Source organism: Pseudoxanthomonas sp. 3HH-4, from assembly GCF_006716465.1.
Lineage (GTDB): Bacteria > Pseudomonadota > Gammaproteobacteria > Xanthomonadales > Xanthomonadaceae > Pseudoxanthomonas_A.
In genome coordinates this window covers 148,401-168,752 of sequence record NZ_VFPB01000003.1, presented here as the reverse complement: position 1 = coordinate 168,752, position 20,352 = coordinate 148,401, and the positions used below count along the sequence as shown (strand labels likewise).

Below are 20,352 nucleotides of genomic sequence, written 5' to 3'. Positions count from 1 at the left end.
AGCCAAGCGCCGGTGACGAACGCCACCGACGTCATCGCGCAGCTGCTGTCGCGCAAGGCAGCCCCCATCGTTGAACGCCACACCGGCCTGCCGTTCGGCTGGGGTTTGTGGTTGCGCGCGCTGCCTGAGAAGCTGGGCCGGATCACGCGCGAGAAGGCCGATGCGGTCGTCGCGCTGCTGGTGGCCCGCACACCTCGGCCACCCGATGCCGTGCCCACTTCGTTGGGTAGATGGCGCGCATTCCGCTCGCTGTTCTACCAAGGGTGGGGACCGCCACCACGCGAAGAGCGCTGGATGCGCTGGTTCGCAGGCGTCACCAGCAGTGCCGTGCACCTGCTGTTCTTCCTGTTCCTGATGTGGGTGGCACTGGTCCAGATTCCGCCACCGCCGCAGCAAGCCGGCGACACCAGCCGCGTTCGGCTGGAGATCATCGGCGACGGCAGCCCAGAGGAAGCGGGAGGCGAGACGCAGGCGGTCGAACCGGGTTCGCAGCAAGCGGCGCAGGCGGACCCCGCAGTGCAGGCGGCGACCACGGCGACCCCAACACGGCCCGCGCCGTCCGAGGCTTCGCCGCCACCGTCCGACGCGGTGCTGCCCGACGTTGCGGTGGAGATGCCGCAGATCCAGTCCCGCGATGTTCCACAGCCCGAACTTGCGCACCAGCCCTTGCAGGTCACCGAGGTGCCGGAACCCACCCGCGCGTTCGTGCTGCCACCGCCGACACCCCGGCAACCCGATGTCACCCTGCCGGCCCTGCGCGAGCCAGGCGTACCGGTGCGCGAGATCCCGACACCGCTCGCTGCGCCGGTCGTGCGCCGGGCAGCGCCTGTGCGCAGCGTGGACCTGCCTGCCGTGGCGACGCGTGACGTGCAGGTGCGCGAGCGCGAGGTGATGGCGCCGGCACCCCAGGTGCGCAGCGTGCCGGTGCCTGCGCGCGAGGTGGCTCCTGTTCCCATCGCCACGCGGGAACGCAGCATGCGGCAAGCCGAGATCCGCGAGCCGGCGCCGAGACCTGCCACCGCCACCGCCGCACCGGTTCCTGCCACGACGGGCGCCGCGACGACCGCATCGACACCGGCGAGGACAACGGCGCCGAACCCGTCTGCTTCGCCTGCAACGTCTCGCGGCACGCCCTCCCGCGCATCCACCACGCCCGGCCCGGCGGCCGCGACGAAATCCGGCGGATGGAACACGCCTGCACGCGCCGACGACTGGGGAAACTCGACCCGCAATGCAGCAGGCGACAGTGCGGCGGATGGCCGCGACGCGCCAGGCCTCTACAACGCCGACGGCAGCCTGCGGGTGCCGGGCGGCGCGGGCGATGCCACCGCTCAGCGCGGTGCGCCCGGCGGCGAAAACGACCAGTGGACGCGTGAGCAACTGGCAGAGGCGGGCACATGGTTGCAGCGTCCCCCCTACGACTACGAACCGACCACGTTCGACAAGTACTGGGTGCCGAACGAGTCCCTGCTTGCGGAATGGGTGCGTCGCAATGTGCGCGAAATGGAGATCTCGATCCCCGGCACGAACATGAAGCTCAAGTGCACGGTGTCGGTGCTGCAGCTGGGCGGCGGTTGCGGCCTTGGCAGTCTGTTCCCCGATCCACCGAAAGCGCGCCCGCCGCCGGAGATTCCGGTCAAGCGCACCCCGATCCCGACCGACAGTTGATGGTGCGGATGATCGGGTGGGGGCGACACAAATCGCGAAGAGGCGTCGCGACCTGCTATCGCGACTCGCGTCGCTCCCGCACCTGATCGTTTTCTTGTCCCCAAAGAAAACGGAGCCTTGCGGCTCCGTTTCTGCATTCCCGACGAGGGAGCGAAGGCTTACTCGTGCACGCCGTGCAGGTCGCGGAGTTGCAAGGGCCGCGAACCGAAATAGGCGGCGAGGTCGGAAATGTCCTGGTCGCTGAGGCTGGCGGCCTGCGGGGTCATCAGGGCGTGCTGGCGATCACCGCTGCGGTAAGCCTGCAGCGCGTGCCCCAGATAGTCGGCGTACTGGCCACCCAGCTTGGGATACGTGTCGTCGATCGGCGCGTTGCCTTCGGCACCATGGCAGTCCACGCAGCTCTGGCCGGTGGCCTGGCCCTTGGCCTTGGCCAGTTCTTCGCCCTTGGCGATGTGGCCCTTGGGCAGGCCGGCGGAGGAACTGGAACCGTGCTCGCCACTGGCGTGGCCGGGATTCTCGGCGGCGGTTTCCGTCGTTTCCACCTTCGAGCATGCCACCAGGGCGAGGGCAGCGAACAGGGCGATGGCTAGACGCTGGGCGTGCTTGGCGTTGGGCATGTGGGCTTACTTGACGGTGGAAAGGAAAGCGGCGATGTCGGCGATGTCCTGGTCGGAGAAACTCTGCGACTGGGCCTGCATCGTGGGGTGCTTGCGGTTGCCGTTGCGGTACTCGGTCAGCGCATTGGCCAGATAGTCGGCCGACTGGCCGCCGATGCGGGGCACGTGGAAGTTGGGGTAGGCGTTCTTGTAACCCACGATGCCGTGGCAACCCTGGCAGGTATAAGTGAGTGTGCGGCCGGTGTCGGCATTGCCGACCAGCGGTGCGGGCGCGGCAGCGGGAGCGGCGACAGGCACCGCGGCTTCGACCGGGGCCGGTGTGGCCGGGATGTCCTGTTGGGCGGTCAGGGCGGCCAGCGGGAGGGCGGCCAAGGCAAGGCAAGCGGCGAGCGGCAGCAGTCGCATCATTCTCGGGAAACTCTCAGGTTGCGCGCGCCACGTACCACCGCAGCGCTTGGCTGAACGCAAGTATAGCCTGCGACCGAATGTCGCGCACAGGCGCGGTGCGTCCGCGCGGATGGCTTAAAGTCGCGTGCCGCCGAATGGTTGCCGCCGATGCCGACGTTCCCACGTTGGCCAGAGAGGGTGCATGCGGCCAGCAACCTTGGCGGAAGCGCATGTGCGCTTCCGCACGCCGCTTCCTGCAGAGGCGAGTGTCGTTCTCCGGACACAGGCCCGGACGCAAGTCACCATGACCTTCGGCGCATGGAAGTCGTTCAGGGGTGATATACCTTGATACAACACCACCACAACACCACCACCACGGTACCGCCCCATGTCCCGACCCCGCCCCGATTCCGGTCATTCCTACCTGCGCCTGGCGCTGGTACCTGTTCTCTGCAGCCTGCTGGTCCTGTCCGCCTGCAAGGGGGGCGGCCCCACGCCCGAGGCCCAGGCCAAGAATGGCGAGGCACCCAAAGAGCCCGATGCCGTCCCCGTCGAGGTGGTCAAGGCCAGCCGTCGCCCGGTGGCCGCCAGCTACAGCGGCACGGCGGCCCTTGAAGCGCTGGGCGAGTCGCAGGTGGTCGCCAAGACCTCCGGTGTGGCACTGGCGGTGATGGTGGAGGAGGGACAGGTGGTCCGCGCCGGCCAGGCGCTGGTCCGGCTGGACCCGGACCGCCTGCGGCTGCAGGTGGCCCAGGCCGAAGCGCAGATGCGCAAGCTGGAGAACAACTACCGCCGAGCGCAGCAGCTGGTGGGCCAGCAGATGATCAGCGCCAACGACGTCGACCAGATCAAGTACGACCTGGACAACGCCCGCGCCATGTACCGCATGGCCGCGCTCGAGCTGTCCTACACCACCGTGACCGCGCCGATTTCCGGCGTGGTGGCTTCGCGTTCCATCAAGACCGGCAACTTCGTGCAGATCAACACGCCGATCATCCGCATCGTCGACGAATCGCGCCTGGAAGCCACCTTGAACGTCTCCGAGCGCGAGCTCTCCAAGTTGAAGGCGGGCCTGCCGGTGGCGCTGGCCGTCGATGCGATGCCGGGCAAGGTGTTCCAGGGCGCGGTGGATCGCATTTCGCCGGTCGTCGATTCCGGCAGCGGTACGTTCCGCGTGGTCTGCTCCTTCGGCAGCGACGGCGTGCTGCAGCCCGGCATGTTCGGCCGCATCAGGATCGACTACGACCAGCGTGCCGATGCGTTGGTGGTGCCGCGCGTCTCCCTGCTCGACGACGGCGACCCGGCCGTGTTCGCGGTGCGCGACGGCAAGGCGGTACGCGTGCCGGTCAAGGTCGGCTACGTGGACGGCGAGTGGATCGAAGTGCGCGAAGGCTTGAAGCCTGGTGACCAGGTGGTGACCGCCGGCAAGGTGGCGTTGCGTGAAGGCAGCGCGGTGCAGGTGATCGGCGCCGAGCCCGCCAAGGTGGCGGCCAAGGCCGAGGACGCCAAGACTGCCGGAAACAAGCAATGAGCGCGCCCGGCCACGTTCCCGGGGAGCACGAACCCCGCGACACCGGCGGCGACGACAGCATGGGAGGAGGACTGGTCGAGTTCTCCACCCGCCGCCGCGTCACCGTGGCGATGTTCTGGATCACGATGTTCCTGTTCGGCGTGATCGCGCTGTTCTCGCTGAAGGTCAACCTGCTGCCCGACCTGAGCTATCCCACGCTGACCGTGCGCACCGAGTACACCGGCGCCGCGCCTTCCGAAATCGAAACCCTCATCAGCGAGCCGGTGGAAGAGGCCGTCGGCGTGGTGAAGAACCTGCGCAAACTGAAGTCCGTGTCGCGTACTGGCCAGAGCGACGTGGTGCTGGAGTTCGCCTGGGGCACGGACATGGACCAGGCCAGCCTGGAAGTCCGCGACAAGATGGAAGTACTGCAGCTGCCGCTGGAGGCGAAAGCACCGGTGCTGCTGCGCTTCAATCCGTCGACCGAGCCGATATTGCGCCTGGCCCTGGGCAACAAGCAGGAGCCGAAGAACGATGCGGACGCCGTGCGGCTGCTGACCGAGCTGCGCCGTTACGCGGATGACGACCTGAAGAAGAAGCTTGAGCCCGTAGACGGCGTGGCGGCGGTCAAGGTCGGCGGCGGTCTCGAGGACGAGATCCAGGTCGACATCGACCAGCAGAAACTCGCCCAGCTGAACCTGCCGATCGACACCGTCATCCAGCGCCTGCAGCAGGAGAACATCAACATCTCCGGCGGTCGGCTGGAAGAAGGTTCGCAGCGCTACCTGGTGCGCACCGTCAACCAGTTCGCCACGGTCAACGAAATCCGCGAGATGCTGGTCACCACCCAGAGTGGTGGCGACAACGCCGCGGCATCGGCGGCGGCGCAGATGGCCGCCATCGCGGCTTCGACCGGCTCGGCCGAAGCGATGGCGGCGGCCGCCTCCGTGCAGAATGCATCGTCTGGCGGCAGTTCGACGGTCGCCGGCGGCATGCCGGTCCGCCTGAAGGATGTCGCCGACGTGCGCCAGGGCTTCAAGGAACGCGAGGCGATCATCCGCCTGGGCGGCCGCGAAGCCGTCGAACTGGCGATCTACAAGGAAGGCGACGCCAATACGGTGGCGACGGCGCAGGCGCTGAAGGCCAAGCTCGAGCAGATCAAAAACCAGACCCCACCGGATGTCGAACTGACCGTCATCGACGACCAGTCGCTGTTCATCGAACACGCCATCTGGGACGTGCAGAAGGACGCCATGATCGGCGGCGTGCTGGCGATCCTGATCATCTTCCTGTTCCTGCGCGATGGCTGGAGCACGTTCGTCATCAGCCTGTCGCTGCCGGTCTCGATCATCACCACGTTCTTCTTCATGGGCGAGCTGGACCTGAGCCTCAACGTGATGTCGCTGGGCGGCCTGGCGTTGGCGACGGGCCTGGTGGTCGACGACTCGATCGTGGTGCTGGAGAGCATCGCCAAGGCGCGCGAACGTGGCCTGGGCATCCTCGAGGCGGCGATGGTCGGCACCCGTGAAGTCAGCATGGCGGTGGTTGCGTCCACGCTGACCACGATCGCCGTGTTCCTGCCGCTGGTGTTCGTGCAGGGCATCGCCGGCCAGCTGTTCCGCGACCAGGCATTGACGGTGGCGATCGCCATCGGCATTTCGCTGGTGGTGTCGATGACGCTGATCCCGATGCTGAGTTCGTTGAAGGGGCGCCCCCCGCTGGCATTCCCTGACGAACCGGCGCATCCGCAGTGGCGTCCCGATTCGCGCTGGCAGAAGCCGCTGGCGGCCACCGGTCGTGGAGTGGGCGCTGCGATCCGCGGCTTCTTCTTCGGCATCGCATGGCTGGTGGTCCGCGCCTGGCGTGGGCTGGCCGCCGTGGTCGGCCCGGTCATGCGCAAGTTCAGCGACCTGGCGATGGCGCCGTACAACCGTGCCGAAGCCGGCTACATGCGCCTGCTGCCCGCGTCGCTGCGCCGTCCCTGGCTGGTGCTGGGCTTCGCCGCCGCCGCGTTCGTCGGCGCGATGCTGCTGGTACCGTTGCTGGGTGCGGACCTGATCCCGCAGCTGGCGCAGGACCGCTTCGAGATGACGGTCAAGCTGCCGCCAGGCACGCCGCTGGCGCGCACCGACGCTTTGGTCCGCGAGCTGCAGCTCAAGCACGCCAAGGACGAGGGCATCCATGCTCTGTACGGCGTGAGCGGCAGTGGTACCCGTCTTGATGCCAATCCCACCGAGAGCGGCGAGAACATCGGCAAGCTGACCGTGGTCATGGCCAATGGCGGCAGCGAGGACGTTGAAAGCCGCGAAACCGAGGCCTTGCGCGCGTCCATGAAGGACCATCCCGGTGCCCAGGTCGATTTCAGCCGTCCGGAGCTGCTCAGCTTCTCGGCGCCGCTGGAAGTCGAGCTGCGCGGCCAGGACCTGGCCGGCATCGAACAGGCAGGCCAGAAGCTGGCGGCGATGCTGCGTGCCAATCCGCACTATGCCGACGTCAAGTCGACGGTGGAGCAGGGCTTCCCGGAAATCCAGATCCGCTTCGACCAGGAACGCGCCGGTGCGCTGGGCCTGACTACGCGCCAGATCGCCGACGTGGTGGTCAAGAAGGTGCGCGGCGAAGTGGCCACGCGCTACAGCTTCCGTGACCGCAAGATCGACGTGCTGGTGCGCGCCCGCGAAACCGATCGCGCTTCGCTGGAAAGCATCCGTCAGCTGATCGTCAATCCGGGCAGCGCTCGGCCGGTGACGCTGTCGGCCGTGGCCGATGTGGTCGCCACCACGGGGCCCAGCGAGATCCACCGCGCCGACCAGGTGCGCGTGGCGATCGTCTCGGCCAACCTGCGCGACATCGACCTGGGCGGCGCAGTGCAGGAAGTGCAGAAGCTAGTGTCCGAGAACCCGCTGGGCGCCGGCATCGGCATGCACATCGGTGGCCAGGGCGAAGAACTGGCCGAATCGGTCAACTCGCTGATGTTCGCGTTCGGTCTGGCGATCTTCCTGGTGTATCTGGTGATGGCGTCGCAGTTCGAATCGCTGCTGCATCCCTTCGTCATCCTGTTCACCATTCCGCTGGCGCTGGTCGGTGCCGTGGGCGCGCTGTTCCTGACCGGTTCGGCGGTCTCGGTGGTGGTGTTCATCGGCCTGATCCTGCTGGTGGGCCTGGTGACCAAGAACGCCATCATCCTGATCGACAAGGTCAACCAGTTGCGCGAGGCCGGCGTGGCCAAGCGCGAGGCGCTGGTGGAGGGTGCCCGTTCGCGACTGCGGCCGATCATCATGACGACGCTGTGCACGCTGTTCGGCTTCCTGCCGCTGGCGATCGCGATGGGCGAGGGTGCCGAAGTGCGCTCGCCGATGGCGATCACTGTGATCGGCGGCCTGCTGATCTCGACGCTGCTGACACTGCTGGTGATCCCGGTCGTCTACGACCTGCTGGACCGCCGCGCCGATGAGTACTACCTAGAGCGCGGACGCCGCGCTCGCAAGGGCGCGGCACTGCCACCGGTCGGGGAGGGCGAACCTGCATGAGCGTCGCCGAGTTCAGCATCAAGCGGCCCGTGACAGCGGTGATGTTCTTCATCTCGCTGTTCGTGATCGGCCTGATCGCGGCCATCCGGCTGCCACTGGAAGCCTTCCCCGAGGTCTCGCCCCCCTTCATCTTCGTATCGTTGCCGTATACCGGCTCGACCCCGGAAGAAGTGGAGCGCACGGTGCTGCGGCCGGCCGAGGAAGCGCTGTCGACGATGGCCGGCATCAAGCGGATGGAGTCGAACGCGAAGGCCGACGGCGCGCAGATCTTCATCCAGTTCTCGGACTGGGACCGCGACGTCGCCATCGCCGCGTCCGAGGCGCGCGAACGCCTGGACGCGATCCGCGATGAGTTGCCGGACGATCTGCAGCGCTATTTCGTCTTCAAGTTCTCGACCACCGATCAGCCGGTGCTGCGCGTACGCCTGGCCAGCAAGACCGACCTGACCGGCGCGTACGACATGATCGAACGCGAGTTCAAGCGCCGCATCGAACGCATCCCGGGTGTGGCCCGCGTGGACGTGTCGGGCGCACCGCCGAATGAAGTGGAGATCGCGATCAACCAGGATCGCCTGACCGCACACAACCTGAGCCTCAACGATCTGACGGCACGGCTGCAGGCGGTCAATTTCTCCATCTCCGCCGGTGTTATCAGCGACGGCCCGCAGCGCCTGCGCGTGCAGCCCGTCGGCGAGCTGACCGACTTGCAGCAGCTGCGCGACCTGATTGTCGGTTCGGGCAACGTGCGGCTTGGCGACATCGCCGACGTCCGCCTGAAGCCGGCCCGGATGGACTACGGCCGCCGCCTGGACGGCCAGCCCGCCGTCGGCCTGGACATCTTCAAGGAACGCAACGCCAACCTGGTCGATGTGTCCAGCAAGGCGCTGGCCGAGGTCGAATCGATCCGCGCACAGCCGGAGATGAACGACATCCAGGTCAAGATCATCGAGAACCAGGGCGACAACGTCACCTCCTCGTTGCTGGAACTGGCGGAAGCAGGTGCGATCGGCCTGGTGCTGTCGATCGTGGTGCTGTGGTTCTTCCTGCGCCACTGGCCGTCGGTGTCGATGGTGACCCTGGCGATTCCGATCTGCTTCGTGATGACGCTGGGCTTCATGTACTTCGCCGGCGTGACGCTGAACATCCTGTCGATGATGGGCCTGCTGCTGGCCATCGGCATGCTGGTCGACAACGCGGTCGTCGTGGTCGAGAGCATCTACCAGGAACGCGAGAAATACCCGGGCAACCCCACCTGGGCGTCGATTGTCGGCACCCGCCATGTGGCGATCGCGCTGTCGGCGGGCACGCTGTGCCACTGCATCGTGTTCGTGCCCAACCTGTTTGGCGAGCGCAACTTCCTGAGCATCTACCTGGGCCAGATCGCGATCACCATCTCGGTTTCGCTGCTGGCCTCGTGGCTGGTCGCGGTCAGCCTGATCCCGATGATCTCGGCCCGGTTGAAGACACCACCGCAGGTGCGGAGTGAGACCGGCATCATCCCGCGCATGCAGAAGCGCTACGCGGGCTTCCTGCGCTGGACGCTGGAACACCGCGGCTGGAGCGTGCTGGGCATCCTGCTCATCATCGTGGTCAGCCTCGTGCCCATGAAGATGACCAAGTTCGACATGTTCGGCAACGACGGCGGAGGCGAGGCGGAGCTGTACTACCAGTGGAAGGGCGCCTACACCAAGGAGCAGATGTCGGCCGAGATCCTCAAGGTCGAACAGTTCCTGGACGCGAACCGCAAGAAGTACCGGATCAGCCAGATCTATTCGTACTTCAGCGAGCAAGGTTGGGGTGGAACCCAGGTCAAGTTCGACACCGAAAAGGCCAGCGAGACCAAGCCGATCGTCGAGCAGTTGCGCAAGGACCTGCCGAAGTCGGCCCGCGCCAACATCGGCATCGGTGGCGACGGTGGCAATCAGGGTGGCGGTGGCCAACCCGGCCAGAGCGTGTCGTTCCAGCTGGTTGGTGATTCGACCCAGACCCTCGCGGAGATCGCAGACGACCTGATCCCGATCCTCGCCAAGCGCAAGGAACTGCGTGACGTGCGCGTGGACGTGGGCGACCAGAACAGCGAGTTGAACGTGCGCGTCGACCGCGAGCGCGCCGCCGCCTTTGGTTTCACCTCCCAGCAGGTGGCGAGCTTCGTGGGCCTGGCCCTGCGTGGTGCGCCGCTGCGCGAGTTCCGTCGTGGCGAGACCGAGGTGCCGGTGTGGGTGCGTTTCGCAGGCGCCGAAGACTACGGCACCGAAGACCTGGCCGGTTTCATGGTGCGTTCGCCGGATGGCCGTACGGTGCCGCTGCTGAGCCTGGTCGACGTGGGCATCACGCCGTCGGCCACGCAGATCCAGCGCACCAACCGCCAGACCACGTTGACCGTGCAGGCCAACCTGGCCGAGAAGGTCACCGTGCCGGACGCGCGCAAGGCCATGGAAGAAGCGCTGGAGGGCATGTCGTTCCCCGCGGGCTACAGCTATTCGTTCGATGGTAGTGCCTTCCAGGAAGACGACGAGGCGATGGGGCAGATGATGTTCAATCTGCTGATCGCGCTGGTGATGATCTACATCGTCATGGCCGCGGTCTTCGAATCGCTGCTGTTCCCGGCCGCCATCATGAGCGGCGTGCTGTTCTCGGTGTTCGGTGTGTTCTGGCTGTTCGCGCTTACGGGCACCACGTTCGGCATCATGTCCTTCATCGGCATCCTGGTGCTGATGGGCGTGGTGGTGAACAACGGCATCGTGATGGTCGAACACATCAACAACCTGCGGCGACGCGGCATGTCGCGCACGGACGCGCTGGTGGAAGGCAGTCGCGAGCGGCTGCGGCCCATCCTGATGACGATGGGCACGGCGATCCTGGCGATGGTGCCCATCGCGATGGCGAACACTCAGATGGCGGGCGACGGCCCGGCTTACGCCCCGATGGCGCGCGCCATCGCCGGTGGCCTGGCGTTCTCGACGGTGGTCAGCCTGCTGTTCTTGCCGACGATCTACGCGATCCTGGACGACATGCGCAGTGGCACTTCGCGAGCGATCAGCCGGGCCAAGCAGCGTCGTGGCGATGCGCCTGCGGCGGCAAGCGTGGCAGCCATGCACGTGGAGTGAAGAAGACGGAAAGCAAAGAGCCGGGCATTGCCCGGCTCGTTCTTTCTCAGGTACAGCTCAGCCGACAAGTTTGCCGAGCATCCTCAGTCCCCCTGTCCACACGCCGATGGCGGTGCCCAGGCTGGTGAGGAAGAAGTTCAGCAGCACGCGCGCCACTCGGTTCTTCCACCAGCCACGCATTGTCTGGACATCGTCGCGCAACGCCATGAAGTCGGCATAGGTGGGCTTGCGCAACGTCGCTTCCACGAAGGCGCTGACGGTACCCGATGCAAGTGCGGGATGCAGCGGCGTGAGAGGCGATGAAATGAAGGCCGCGAGAATGCTGAGCGGATGCCCGCCCGCGATCGCGCATCCGATGGCGCCCAGCACGCCGGTGGCCAGTATCCACTGCAGTAACAGGTCCGAGCCGACGTCCACGCCGCCCTGCCAGAATCCCCAGGCGAATCCGCCCACCAGGAACACGCCGATCACCAGTTCCATCCACGGCACGCGCGACTTGGGCTTGACGAGTTCGAGCGCGCGTCGAAGCTCGGCCGGATCGGCGGTATCGTCCTTCAGGTGGCGGGTCAGGCCGGGCAGGTGCCCCGCACCGACCACGGCGAGCACGCGGTACGGCGATGTGGCGCCGGTCGGCTTGCCGGCGGCAACCTGGCGCAGTGCCGACGCCATGTACTGGTCGCGCTCGGCGATGATCGCCTGGTACAGCTGCGGGCTTTCGGCGGCGAACTCACCGAAGCTCGATTCCATCATGTCGCCTTGCTTGAGCTTCTCGATTTCGTCGTCCCCGACTTCTTCGTCCCCGAACATGCTGGCGAGGATGCCGGCGCCCACCTTGGTGCGCTGCCACCAGCCCAGCGATTGCAGCGCGCGCTTGAAGGTCAGACCCACTTCGCGATCGATCAGGTGGACGGGCAGCCCGCGCGCCTGTGCATCCAATGCGCCGGCCTTCAGTTCTTCGCCTGGCTCGACGCCGAGTTGTTCCGCCAGCCGCCGCTGATAGGCAGCCAGCGCGAGGTTGGCGGCGAACAGGTGCGTCTTGCCTTCGCGTATCACCTTCACCAGGTCGAGCCGCGTAAGGGTGTCAGGATCGGTCAGTGACTGCAGGCGACCCGGATCCAGTTCCACCGCCACGCTGTCATAGTCGCCACTGGCCACGGCCGCTCGCACGGCATCGACGCTGGCGCGCGAGACGTGGGCGGTGCCGAGCAGGGTGTAGCGCACGCCATCCCGCTCGACGATCTCGTGGGGTTGTCCGTGCAACGGATCGGCGGGAGGGGTGTTGGATTCGGTCATCGTGTCATTCGTCTTGCGGGGGCGCAGTGGTGCCGGCACCGAGGGTGCGCTGCATCTGCACGGTGTCCAGCCAGCGGTCGTGCTTCCAGGCGATGCCGCGGAAGATGCCGACCAGGGTGAACCCGAACTTCTCGTGCAGGCGGATGGAGGCGGTATTGGTGGGTTCGCCGATCACGGCGATCATCTGGCGATAGCCGCGCGTCTCGCAGGCGTCGATCAGCGCCTGCATCAGCGTCGCGCCGATGCCCTGGCCCTGCCGGCCGGAGACCACGTAGACCGAGTTCTCCACGGTCTTGCGGTAGCCCGCGCGGGCGCGATAGCTGCTGGCGTAGGCGTAACCGACGAACTCTCCTTCCAGGTCGGCCACCAGGTACGGGTAGCCGGCGTCGAGTACTGCCTGCATGCGGCGCGCCATTTCGGCCTCGTCCGGCACGTCGTACTCGTAGGTGTTGACGTGGTCGCGGACTTCATCCGCGTAGAGGGAGGCGATGGCCGGCACATCGGCCGGCGTGGCATCACGGACGATCAGCGGCACGCCCGGGCCTCAGTCGATGTAGCGCTTGAGCAGGTCGCCGTACGCGTCGATGCGGCGGTCGCGCAGGAACGGCCAGATGCGACGGACATGCTCGCTGCGCTGCAGGTTGATGTCCGCCATCAGGATGGTTTCCTCGGTGCCGGCTTCGGCGATGAACTCGCCCTGCGGACCCAGCACGTGGCTGTTGCCCCAGAACTGGATGCCCGATGCGCCGAGCGGCGAAGGCTCGTGGCCGACGCGGTTGCAACTCAGCACCGGCAGGCCGTTGGCGACGGCGTGGCCGCGGTGGCTCAGTATCCAGGCATCGCGCTGGCGGTTCTTTTCGGCTTGTTCGTCGTCCGGGTCCCAGCCGATCGCGGTGGGATACAGCAGCAGGTCGGCACCGGCGAGCGCCATCAGGCGAGCGGCTTCGGGGTACCACTGGTCCCAGCACACCAGCACGCCGAGACGGCCGACGGAGGTATCGATGGGGGTGAACCCCATGTCGCCCGGCGTGAAGTAGAACTTCTCGTAGAAGCCCGGATCGTCGGGGATGTGCATCTTGCGGTACTTTCCCGCGATGCTGCCATCCTTCTCGTAGACCACGGCGGTGTTGTGGTACAGCCCGGCGGCGCGGCGCTCGAAAAGTGAAGACACCAGCACCAAGCCGTGCTGGTTCGCCAGCTTGCCCAGGCGCTCGGTGCTGGGGCCAGGGATCGGCTCGGCCAAGTCGAATTCATGCACGGATTCGTGCTGGCAGAAGTAGGCACCGTTGTGCAGTTCCTGCAACAGCACCAGACGGGCCCCACGCTTGGCGGCCTCGGCCACGCGCGCCTCGATCACCGACAGGTTGGCATCGGCATCGCCGTGGTTCTTTTCCTGGATAAGGGCAACGGGCAGGGTGGTGCGGCTCATCGTGCGGGCAGGGACGGACAGGGGAGGGGCGCATGGTACCGCGTCCACCGTGGCGGCAGGCGTCCGGGGAGTGAACGCGCGGGCTCAGGAGGCGTTGTGCGTCGCCTCCATCCGCCTCTGTCGTCTGCCCAGCGTCATGCCTGTAATCGCCCACACTGCTGCCACGCCGGTGCCGATGAACATCGCTGCCGCGGGATGCTCCGCCAGCACGTCCAGCGCCCGCTTGACCCAGCCGCTGAGCGCATCGCCGCCGCGGTAGACCACCGTGTCGATGAAGTTCTTCGCCTTGTACTTCTGTTCTGCGGGCACCACGGTATAGAGCATCTCGCGCCCCGGGCGCACGAAGGCGTACTCGCCCGCGCGCCGCACCACCATCACCACCACGAAGACGGCGAACACCGGGGCCAGCGCAAGCCACAGGAAACCGGCGGAGACCACCACGGGCACCGCAACCAGCAGCACGCCGACGCCCAGCTTCTGCGCAATGCGGCCGGTGATGAACAACTGGCTGAGGATGGCCAACGCCTGCACGACAGTGTCGATGAGGCCGAAGACCTGCGTCTGCTCCTCCTTGTCTGTGAAGCGTTCGGCGACCAGCTTGGCCTGTTCGAAATACAGGAAGGTCGTCACCGTCGCCAGTAGCAGCACGAAGAAGGCGATGCCCAGCAGGTAGGGCGAACGGAACACCGCTGTCGCGCCCGCGAAGGGATTTCCTCCCAGCGGCCGTTGCCGTTGTTCGGTCGAGCTCGCACCCGCAGGCAGCGGATGGCGGTCGCGCCAGTGATGCAGCCAGGTCGCCGTAGCGGCGCTGGCGCCGATCAGCAAAGCCGAAAACACCATCAGGCCGCCGTGCCCCAACGGCTTGACCAGCAGCGTGGTCAGCAGCGGACCTGCCAGGCCGCCCAGGCTGGCGCCCGCGGCGACCAACGCGAACAGGCGCTTGGCCTCGTGGCTTTCCATCACGTCGGCCAGCACACTCCAGGCCAGCGAGATCATCAGCAGGTTGATGACCGACACCCAGATGTAGAACGTGCGTGCCAGCCAGACATCATCCGGACGTGCCAGCATCGCCGCACCGTAGCCGAGCAGGCTGGCTACCACCATGCCGAACACCCATGGCACGATGCGTCGGCGAGGGACCTTCGACGCGATCCAGCCGTACAGCGGCAGCACGATCAGGGTGGCGGCGAAGGTGCCGGTGAACAGCCACTGCAGATTGTCAACGCCGCCAGTGACGCCCATCGTTTCGCGGATCGGGCGGAGCATGAAATAGCCCGCGAACAGCAGGAAGAACATCGCCAGTCCGGCGCCGACCACCGGCGCTTCGTGTTGACGGACATTGAACAGGCGGCCGAGCCAGCCGGCCACGCTTGACGGAGGGGGCGATGGCATCGGCTCAGACCACCGCGGCAATCAGGGCGTCGCGTTGTGCCGGCGTCAGGTCAGGACCCGAGCCGGCTTTCAGGTTGTCGCTCTGGCGATCGGGCTTGCCCGTGGCCGGGATGACGGCGGTGACCGCAGAATGGCTGAGGGCGAATTTCAGGAAGGCCTGCGCCCACGACGAAGCGCCGGCTTCCGACAACGCGGGCGGCAATGGCTTGTCCTTGACCTGTGCGAACAGCTTGCCGTCCTCGAATGCGCGGTTGATCAGCACCGCTACGCCCAGGTCCTGTGCCAGCGGCAGTACGCGCTTCTCCGCACCGCGGCTGACGACCGAATAGTTGATCTGTAGGAAGTCGGGCTTCTCCGCCTGCACGATGTCGGCGAGTTGTTCCTGCGCCCGTTCGACGTAATGCGTCACGCCGACGTACTTCACCTTGCCCTGTGCCTTCAGTTCGCGTGCCACGGCCATCTGGGTCTTCAGGTCGCCCAGGTTGTGAACCTGCAGCAGCGCCACCTTGTCGGTCTTCAGCCTGCGCAGCGTGTCTTCGAACTGGGCCATGCCGGCCTCGCGCCCGGTCACGCCGGACAGTTTGGTGGCCAGCCACGCCTTGCCGGTAAGGGCTTGTTCGGCGAGCAGCGCACCCATGACATCTTCGGCGACGCTGTAGGTGGGTGCCGTATCGATGAGCGTGGCGCCTGCGGCAAAGAACCGCTTCAGCACTTCACGCAATGGATCGAGTTCGGCCGCGCTCTGGCCGACTTCGAAACTGCCGGACGTGCCCATGCCGATGACGGGAACCCGCTCGCCGGTCGACGGGATGAGGCGGGTGTTCAACGTACCGGAAACGGCTTCGAGCGCTGGAGCAACGGGCGCCAAGCCAACCCCGCCCGCCTGCGCCGCGTCTCTGCAGGCGGCCAGGCCAAGGCCGGCCGTGGCCAGCGCAGTGGTCGTCAGGAACTTGCGTCGTGAATACACGGCCGTCTCCTAGATAAATGGGAAACGGTGGTTATCCGGGATCGTGTGATGCGAGATGTAAACGAAGCGTTCAATCTGCGCCCAACTGATGTCACTGTGCCACGAGCCGTGGCGCCGATGACGAATTCAGCCGAGCAGCCCCGCCGGCAATTGCATGGTTATGCAGTGCAGGCTGCCGTTCTGCCAGATCAGCGCGCGGCACGGCACCTGCACGATCTCGCGATCCGGGTAGGCCTGTGCCAGCACCGCGGCCGCCTGGCCGTCGGCGGGATCGCCGTAGGCCGGTATCAGCACGGCGCCATTGATGATCAGGTAGTTCGCGTACGACGCTGCCAATCGGCGGCCGTTATCGATCACCGGCTGCGCCCATGGCAGCGGGAACGCGCGGTACGGGCGTCCATCGGCCGTCCGCAGCGCCGCGATGTCGGCGGCCATGGCTAGCAATTCGAGGTAGTGGGCATCCGAGGCGTCGTCGCACGCCTGGTAGACGATGGCATCGCCGGGCGCGAAGCGGGCGAGGGTATCGATATGGGCGTCGGTATCGTCGCCTTCCAGGTAGCCATGGTCCAGCCACAACACGCGTCCCTGCTTCAGCCAGCGCGCCAGCTTGTCGGTCAGCTCTTCGCGCGAGGCGTCGGGGTGTCGCTCGTGCAGGCACTGCCACGTCGTCAGCAGGGTGCCCGTCCCATCGGTCTCAATGGCGCCACCTTCCAAAGCAAAATCAATGCTTTGGACGAAGTAGTTATGAAATAGCTGCATACCCGAGAGCTCGCCGACCAGGCGGTCGTCGCGCGTGGCTTCGTACTTGCCGCCCCAGCCCGTGAAACGGAAGTCCAGCAATTTGAACCGCTCGCCATCACGTAGCGTGATCGGTCCGGAGTCGCGCAGCCAGGTGTCGTCGTATTCGGCGGGAACGAAGCGCACGCGCTCCATGTCCACCCGCGCCGAGCGCAGTCGCGCTTCGGCATAGGTCTGCAGGTCGTCGTCGGCGACGCAGATCACCACCGGCTGGAAGCGGGTGATGGCGGCCACCAGGGCGACGTAGGTTTCCTCCACATCGGCCAGGCGGTCGGCCCAGTCCGTCTCGGCGTGCGGCCAAGCGATCAGGATCGCGGACTGGGGTTCCCACTCCGCGGGGAAGCGATAGGCATCGGTCATCGGATTACAGGGGCGCGCGGGGCGCCAGTCAGCGGATGGGGGGCTTGGGGCCGATTTCTTCGGCGGTAGCCTTGTTCAGCACCACGTCGATGACGCGGCTTTTCTCGAAGTAGACGGTGAAACCGGGATAGACCCAGCGATGGATCACCGGCCATTGCCGCTTCTGGCCGCCACGTGGCTCTAGCTTCTGTTGCGGAGCGCCGAAGCGGGCTTCGACATCGGCTGCCGTCTGTCCACGCACTGGGGCCGCTGCCGCGGGCGTTTCCTGGGCGCGCTCTATCAGCAAAGTGTCTGCGGAGGCCGGGCCGGCAAGGCCGAGCAGGGCGATCAACGGAAGTGCGAGGGCGCGACGGCTCATGGTGGGATTCCCCTGGGTGATCTGCCTTTTATAACAAATGCAGGACAACAAAAAACCGCCCGGAGGCGGCTTTCAGCGCATTGCCGGCTTGGGGCCGGCAGTGCCGTTCCTCAGCGCTGGCGCGCCTTGAAACGCGGGTTGGACTTGCAGATCACGAAGACCTTGCCGCGGCGGCGGACCACCTTGCAGTCGCGGTGACGGGCCTTCGCCGACTTCAGGGAGGACAGGACCTTCATGAGATGAACCTCGGCGTAAAAGAGTATGGGGTGGAACGAAGCCGGCTATTCTAACGGCAATTCCGCTGGCATATCAAGCGGTTGCACTAAGCCCTGCGTAAGCGCGCCGCCGAAGGTGTCCCCGGCGAGGACAGCCGACATCATAATGCCGCCCAAAACCCCTCAGGAGACCCCATGTCCGATACCTCACCCGTCCTGACCATCGATGGCCCTTCCGGGGCAGGCAAGGGCACGGTGAGCCGGTTGGCGGCCGGTCGATTGGGCTGGCACTACCTCGATTCGGGGGCGCTGTACCGCGCGGTTGGCGTTGCGGCAAGCTGGGCCGATCTGGATATCTCCGATCCTGCCGCCCTGGTCCGGTGTGCCTTCGATACCAGCGTCAGTTTCCGCGAAACCGAGCAAGGCCTCCGGGTCATCGTGGACGATCTGGACGCCACAGACGAACTGCGCCTGGAAACCACGGGTGCCCTCGCGTCCGCCATTGCGGCCATTCCCGAGGTGCGGTCCGCTCTGAAGGAGCGCCAGCGGGCTTTTCGCCGGCCGCCGGGCCTGGTGGCCGATGGGCGGGACATGGGGACCGTCATCTTCCCGGATGCTCCTTACAAGGTATTCCTGACCGCCAGTGCCGACGAGCGGGCGGAAAGGCGCTATAAGCAGTTGAAAGACAAAGGGGTTTCGGTCACAATCGACGGTCTGCTGCGCGAGATCCTCGCCCGTGACGCCCGTGACGCCCAGCGTGCGGTGGCGCCCCTGCGGCCGGCCGAAGACGCCGTCCTCATCGACACCACCGGCCTTGGCATCGATGCCGTCGTCGAACGCGTGCTGGCTTTGGTGCCGGCGCGCGCGGACTAGGCTCCCGCCCAGCAGAAGGTCCGCCCGGAATCCTCCGTGCGGTTCAACAACCACAACACTCACGGCCACAAGCAATCCCGCGCCGGCCGACAACGGGTGGATCGCGGTGCATCCTCAGGTGCGCCCGGTCTGTGTCATCAACCGAGTATTTTTCAATGACCGAATCATTTGCCGAACTGTTTGAACAGAGCCAGACCCATCTGGCCAAGCTGAAGCCGGGCGCGATCGTCACCGGCGTCGTCGTGGAAGTCCGCAACGACGTGGTGGTGATCAACGCGGGCCTGAAGTCCGAAGGCATCGTGCCGATCGAACAGTTCCGGAACGACGCCGGTGAAATCGACGTGGGCGTGGGCGACGAAGTCAAGGTCGCACTCGACTCCCTCGAGAACGGCTTCGGTGAAACCGTCCTCTCGCGCGAGAAAGCCAAGCGCGCCATGGTGTGGGACGAGCTGGAAGAAGCCCTGGAGAAGAACGAAACCATCACCGGCCGCATCAGCGGCAAGGTCAAGGGTGGCTTCACCGTCGACATCAAGGACGTCCGCGCATTCCTGCCGGGCTCGCTGGTCGATGTGCGCCCCGTGCGCGATCCGGGCTACCTGGAAGGCAAGGAGCTGGAGTTCAAGCTCATCAAACTGGACCGCAAGCGCAACAATGTCGTCGTCTCCCGCCGTGCGGTGGTCGAGAGCGAGCATTCGGAAGAGCGCGAGCAGTTGATGGACAAGCTGCAGGAAGGCGTGGTGCTGAAGGGTGTGGTCAAGAACCTCACCGACTACGGCGCGTTCGTCGACCTGGGCGGCATCGACGGCCTGCTGCACATCACCGACATGGCCTGGAAGCGCGTGCGCCATCCGTCCGAAGTCGTGGAAGTCGGCCAGGAGCTGGATGTCCGCGTGCTGAAGTACGACCGTGAGCGCAACCGCGTCTCGCTGGGCCTGAAGCAACTGGGCGAGGATCCGTGGGACAACATCGCCCGCCGTTACCCGGCCAACAGCCGCGTGTTCGGCAAGGTCTCCAACGTCACCGATTACGGCGCGTTCGTCGAGATCGAGCCGGGCGTCGAAGGCCTGGTGCACGTCTCCGAGATGGACTGGACCAACAAGAACGTCAATCCGTCCAAGGTCGTGCAGGTCGGTGACGAAGTCGAAGTGATGGTGCTGGACGTGGACGAAGAGCGTCGCCGCATCTCGCTGGGTATGAAGCAGGTCGCCGCCAATCCGTGGGAAACCTTCGCTGCTACCCACAAGAAGAACGATAAGGTGTCCGGCCAGATCAAGTCGATCACCGACTTCGGCATTTTCATCGGCCTGGACGGTGGCATCGACGGCCTGATCCACTTGTCCGACATCAGCTGGAACACCACCGGCGAAGACATCGTGCGCAACTTCAAGAAGGGCGACACGCTGGAAGCCGTGGTGCTGGCGGTCGATCCGGAGCGCGAGCGCATCAGTCTGGGCGTGAAGCAGCTGGAGCAGGATCCGTTCGGCCAGTACATGGCGACCCATCCGAAGGGCTCGAAGGTCGAAGGCACAGTGAAGGAAGTGGACGCCAAGGGCGCCACGGTCGAACTGGCCGATGGCATCGAAGGCTACGTGATGGCGCGCGACATCAGCTACGACCGCGTGGACGACGCAAGTCAGCACCTGAAGGTCGGCGACAAGGTCGAAGCCAAGTTCATCGGCATGGACCGCAAGGGCCGCACGCTGCAGCTGTCGATCAAGGCCAAGGACGAAGCCGAAACCGCCGAGGCGCTGGCCGAGTACAACAAGTCCGCTGCCGAAGCTTCCACCGGCACCACCAGCCTGGGCGCGCTGCTGCGTGCACAGCTGGATGGCGGCAAGTCCGAGTAAGCGG

General features: G+C 66.1%; 16 protein-coding genes. 6 read left to right on the top strand and 10 right to left on the bottom strand.

Features of this window, described 5'->3' with window-relative positions:
- The first annotated feature begins 12 nt into the window (after positions 1–12).
- On the top strand, positions 13–1,668 hold the full coding sequence (locus tag FB548_RS10725) for a hypothetical protein (protein ID WP_142124774.1): 1,656 nt from the start codon (positions 13–15) through the stop codon (positions 1,666–1,668).
- A gap of 158 nt (positions 1,669–1,826) precedes the next feature.
- On the opposite strand, the gene FB548_RS10720 is transcribed toward FB548_RS10725, so the two are convergent.
- Positions 1,827–2,285 carry a cytochrome c gene (locus FB548_RS10720; protein ID WP_142124773.1) on the bottom strand — a complete coding sequence of 153 codons (459 nt, stop codon included), beginning with the start codon at positions 2,283–2,285 and terminating at the stop codon, positions 1,827–1,829.
- Positions 2,286–2,291: 6 nt separating this feature from the next.
- On the bottom strand, positions 2,292–2,690 hold the full coding sequence (locus FB548_RS10715) for a c-type cytochrome (RefSeq protein WP_142125050.1): 399 nt from the start codon (positions 2,688–2,690) through the stop codon (positions 2,292–2,294).
- Positions 2,691–3,060: 370 nt separating this feature from the next.
- Between FB548_RS10715 and FB548_RS10710 the strand changes: the two genes are divergently transcribed.
- Genes FB548_RS10710 through FB548_RS10700 form a run of 3 tightly spaced genes read left to right on the top strand, consistent with a single transcriptional unit; the run spans position 3,061 to position 10,816 of the window.
- Positions 3,061–4,203: an efflux RND transporter periplasmic adaptor subunit gene (locus tag FB548_RS10710; RefSeq protein ID WP_142124772.1), complete on the top strand. Its 1,143-nt coding sequence runs from the start codon at positions 3,061–3,063 to the stop codon at positions 4,201–4,203.
- Positions 4,200–7,709 (top strand): efflux RND transporter permease subunit, encoded by a 3,510-nt coding sequence (locus FB548_RS10705; protein ID WP_142124771.1) that lies wholly within the window; start codon positions 4,200–4,202, stop codon positions 7,707–7,709. The genes FB548_RS10710 and FB548_RS10705 overlap by 4 nt, the downstream gene beginning before the upstream one ends.
- A complete protein-coding gene (locus FB548_RS10700; RefSeq protein WP_142124770.1) occupies positions 7,706–10,816 on the top strand; it encodes an efflux RND transporter permease subunit in 3,111 nt (1,036 codons plus the stop codon). Before FB548_RS10705 ends, FB548_RS10700 begins: the two co-directional genes overlap by 4 nt.
- Positions 10,817–10,873: 57 nt before the next feature.
- Here FB548_RS10700 and FB548_RS10695 read toward each other — a convergent pair whose 3' ends face one another.
- From FB548_RS10695 to ykgO, 8 genes are all read right to left on the bottom strand, one after another.
- The gene (locus tag FB548_RS10695) at positions 10,874–12,109 is read right to left on the bottom strand and encodes a TraB/GumN family protein (protein ID WP_142124769.1); all 1,236 of its coding nucleotides are present in this window, start codon (positions 12,107–12,109) and stop codon (positions 10,874–10,876) included.
- Between the two features lie 4 nt (positions 12,110–12,113).
- Positions 12,114–12,644: a GNAT family N-acetyltransferase gene (locus FB548_RS10690; RefSeq protein WP_142124768.1), complete on the bottom strand. Its 531-nt coding sequence runs from the start codon at positions 12,642–12,644 to the stop codon at positions 12,114–12,116.
- A gap of 9 nt (positions 12,645–12,653) precedes the next feature.
- Positions 12,654–13,538 carry a carbon-nitrogen hydrolase gene (locus tag FB548_RS10685; RefSeq protein WP_142124767.1) on the bottom strand — a complete coding sequence of 295 codons (885 nt, stop codon included), beginning with the start codon at positions 13,536–13,538 and terminating at the stop codon, positions 12,654–12,656.
- A gap of 84 nt (positions 13,539–13,622) precedes the next feature.
- Positions 13,623–14,930, bottom strand: a complete 1,308-nt coding sequence (locus tag FB548_RS10680; RefSeq protein ID WP_142124766.1) for an MFS transporter — start codon at positions 14,928–14,930, stop codon at positions 13,623–13,625.
- A gap of 4 nt (positions 14,931–14,934) precedes the next feature.
- Entirely contained in the window at positions 14,935–15,897 is a 963-nt protein-coding gene (locus FB548_RS10675; RefSeq protein WP_142124765.1) for an aldo/keto reductase, read from the bottom strand.
- A 126-nt stretch (positions 15,898–16,023) separates the two neighbouring features.
- A complete protein-coding gene (locus tag FB548_RS10670; protein WP_142124764.1) occupies positions 16,024–17,055 on the bottom strand; it encodes an agmatine deiminase family protein in 1,032 nt (343 codons plus the stop codon).
- Positions 17,056–17,083: 28 nt separating this feature from the next.
- Positions 17,084–17,413, bottom strand: coding sequence for a hypothetical protein (locus FB548_RS10665; RefSeq protein ID WP_142124763.1), 330 nt, complete (start codon positions 17,411–17,413; stop codon positions 17,084–17,086).
- A gap of 110 nt (positions 17,414–17,523) precedes the next feature.
- On the bottom strand, positions 17,524–17,649 hold the full coding sequence (gene ykgO / locus FB548_RS10660) for a type B 50S ribosomal protein L36 (protein ID WP_010342887.1): 126 nt from the start codon (positions 17,647–17,649) through the stop codon (positions 17,524–17,526).
- Between the two features lie 174 nt (positions 17,650–17,823).
- Here ykgO and cmk point away from each other — a divergent pair, with 174 nt between their 5' ends.
- The gene (gene cmk, locus FB548_RS10655; protein ID WP_142124762.1) at positions 17,824–18,501 is read left to right on the top strand and encodes a (d)CMP kinase; all 678 of its coding nucleotides are present in this window, start codon (positions 17,824–17,826) and stop codon (positions 18,499–18,501) included.
- Positions 18,502–18,656: 155 nt separating this feature from the next.
- Positions 18,657–20,348 carry a 30S ribosomal protein S1 gene (rpsA, locus tag FB548_RS10650; RefSeq protein WP_142124761.1) on the top strand — a complete coding sequence of 564 codons (1,692 nt, stop codon included), beginning with the start codon at positions 18,657–18,659 and terminating at the stop codon, positions 20,346–20,348.
- Positions 20,349–20,352 lie beyond the last annotated feature (4 nt).